Origin of the sequence: Finegoldia magna (assembly GCF_018371055.1) — a bacterium.
GTDB classification, from domain to species: domain Bacteria; phylum Bacillota; class Clostridia; order Tissierellales; family Peptoniphilaceae; genus Finegoldia; species Finegoldia magna_I.
The window spans coordinates 1-2,898 of the sequence record NZ_JAGYZD010000210.1; the positions used below are offsets into that span (position 1 = coordinate 1).

General features: G+C 32.6%; 4 protein-coding genes. All 4 read left to right on the forward strand.

Annotation, left to right across the window (positions count from 1 at the left end; all coding sequences use genetic code 11):
• Nucleotides 1–229 precede the first annotated feature (229 nt).
• Nucleotides 230–1,384: a TlpA disulfide reductase family protein gene (locus KHW44_RS08035; RefSeq protein ID WP_304068171.1), complete on the forward strand. Its 1,155-nt coding sequence runs from the start codon at nucleotides 230–232 to the stop codon at nucleotides 1,382–1,384.
• Between the two features lie 14 nt (nucleotides 1,385–1,398).
• Nucleotides 1,399–1,551 carry a CD1871A family CXXC motif-containing protein gene (locus tag KHW44_RS08040; RefSeq protein ID WP_094204098.1) on the forward strand — a complete coding sequence of 51 codons (153 nt, stop codon included), beginning with the start codon at nucleotides 1,399–1,401 and terminating at the stop codon, nucleotides 1,549–1,551.
• Nucleotides 1,544–2,440: a 4Fe-4S binding protein gene (locus tag KHW44_RS08045; protein ID WP_304068175.1), complete on the forward strand. Its 897-nt coding sequence runs from the start codon at nucleotides 1,544–1,546 to the stop codon at nucleotides 2,438–2,440. The genes KHW44_RS08040 and KHW44_RS08045 overlap by 8 nt, the downstream gene beginning before the upstream one ends.
• A 101-nt stretch (nucleotides 2,441–2,541) precedes the next feature.
• On the forward strand, nucleotides 2,542–2,898 hold a 357-nt coding region (locus KHW44_RS08050; protein WP_304068179.1), incomplete at its 3' end, for a rhodanese-like domain-containing protein.

A 2,898-nucleotide genomic window follows, 5' to 3' on the forward strand; every position in this document is an offset into this window, starting at 1 on the left:
AAAAGTTAATTATTTTGAAAAAATAAATATGCTAATAATGCTACAAATCTACTACGGAAAAAGTAGTAGATTTTTTATTGCTATAAATGAGGATTATAGTCTTATCAATTGCGACTTTATTTTTAAACAATAATTTCACGAACATTTCATAAAACTATCGTAATATAATATCAGATCACACGAGACCGTGTTATCTAAAAATGAACTTAGATATTTTATGGAGGAAATTATGAGAAAAAATGTTTTAAAAGGAACAACTTTGCTACTGGCTTTGTGTTTTAGCGTTGGAGCAGTTGGATGCCAAAAATCTAGTGGAAATACGGGAAAAGAAACTAAAGTGGTAAGTCCAAAAGAAGCGGGAATGAAGGACGATAAAAAGCAAGAAAACGAAAAATTCAAACCTTCTGATTATTCATTAAAACCAAAAGATGAATTTGTATATGAGTTTTTGGGATTGAAGTTCAAGCTTTCAGAACAAGTTAAAAAGGATATGATGGACAAGAAGATAGCGATGTTAGATGAACAAAGCCCAATCGACAAAGAATTGAAATACGCGATGCTTACTTTCAGTAAATTGACTGAAGAACAAAAAAATGCAGTAGTGGATAAGATGGGTGATGGATACGAAAAATGGCAAAAGGAACTTGAAAGAGTTGGAACTATTGGAATGTTTGAAAAAAACATGTCCGAAGCTGAGATTGCTAAAATCACAAAATGTGACACTCATAAGAAAATCGGAGAATCAAAAGATGGTAAGTTCACTTACTACATAAGCACAAAAGGTAAAATGGATGAGGGTTTTGCAAAAGAATTTGCGAATACTCAGATCGATATTATAGATAAAAAACCACGCCCAGAAAATGGATTTGTATTATCTGAAAAAACTGATTTGGAAAATACGGAAGCATTTGACAAAAAATCTGTAAAAGGATTGGGTAATTTATCTACAAAAGATATCAACGGCAAGGAATTTACTAGCAAAGATTTTGAAAAATACGATCTTACAATGGTAAATGTGTTTGCAACTTGGTGCAGCGCTTGTGTGAATGAAATTCCTGATTTATCGGAAGCTCAAAAGGAAATGAAGTCCAAAGGCGTTAACATCGTCGGAGTTGTTACAGATACTGTGGACGATAACGGTGTAAACAATGACGCATTACAAAAATCAAAATTAATCCAAGAAAAAACAAAAGCATCATATCCGTTCTTGATGCCTGATAATACAAACTTTAACGGCAGATTAAACGGAATCCAAGCTATGCCGGAAACTTTCTTCGTAGATAAGAAGGGAAATATCGTAGGAGAAACTTATTCTGGTGCAAAATCAAAAGAAGAATGGAAACAAGTTATAGAAAAAGAATTAGCTAATTTGAAGAACAAATAAAATTGGTGATTCAAATGTACAAAAAATTTATTCATAGCCGAATTTTTCCAATTATGATCTTATTTTTATCTGTTGGCATGATCTATTATGGATATAACAACGGTGAAGTCAAAGTCGTGTTGGATAAGGCTATAAGAATTTGCATGGAGTGTATTGGAATTGGATAAGATAAAAAATTTACTAAAATTTGGAAATAAGAAAAACAAATACAAAATAATGGACCGTTTCAGACACGCATTCCAATCGCTGTGGTTTCTGATTACAAATTCTTATATAGAAGGTTTTAAAACTGGGAAAATTTACGGCGGAAATTTGAAGAAAATCTGTGTTCCGGGCATGAATTGTTATTCGTGCCCTGGAGCAAAAGGTAGTTGCCCGATAGGCTCATTACAGGCTGTAATTGGAAATTCAAACTTCAAGTTTAGCTATTACATAGTCGGATTTTTGTTTTTTATTGGAGCTTTGATGGGAAGATTTGTGTGTGGGTGGTTGTGCCCATTCGGATTAATTCAGGATTTATTGTACAAAATTCCTTTCTTTAAGAAAATACAAACATTCAAATACGACAAACATTTGAGAAAAATAAAATATTTCATTCTACTAATTTTCGTAATTATTTTGCCGATGTTTGTGGTGGATATTTTGGGACAAGGATCGCCTTATTTTTGCAAATTGATTTGTCCGATAGGAATGCTTGAAGGTGGAATTCCTCTGGTGTTATTGAACAAAAGCATGAGAGGTGCGATTGGATTTTTGTATTATTGGAAGGGAACTATTCTTATACTCACAATTTTACTTTCAATAATGATTTACAGACCTTTCTGTAAATATATTTGTCCTTTGGGCGCGATTTATTCATTTTTCAATCCGATTTCAATTTTTAAATACAGATTGGACAAGGATAAATGTATTAGTTGCGGAAGGTGCAAGAAAGTGTGTCAAATGAACGTCGATCCAACGAAAAACTGCAATCACAAAGAATGCATCAGATGCGCAAGATGTAAAAACGCCTGTCCAGTTGATGCTATAAGCTGTGGAATAAGAGATAAAAAATAATACTCAAAATCATTTATAGGAAATTTCAATAAATGAATCTTGGAAATTGTATTGTCTGTATGATACAATGTTATCGAAAAGATTTTTAGGAGGAATTTATAGTGAAAAAACTTTTATTAACATTAGCTTTAGTATCAGCTTTAACTGTAACTGGATGTTCAAATAATTCAGAAAAACCAGCTGACAATAATACTAAAACAGAACAAAATGCTGAAAAACCAGCAGAAAAAACTGAAGAAAAAACTGAAGAAAAAGCAGCCATCAAAGAAATGAAGGGCGCTGATCTTGAAGCAATCGAACAAGACAAGAAGAAGAAAGAAACTGTATTGGTTGTTGACGTTAGAAGCAAAGAAGAATACGACCAAGGTCACGTTAAATGGGCTATCAATATGCCAATCGACACTTTTGAACAAGAAGTTTCTAAGTTAGATGCTTACAAAGATAAAGCTGTAATCACA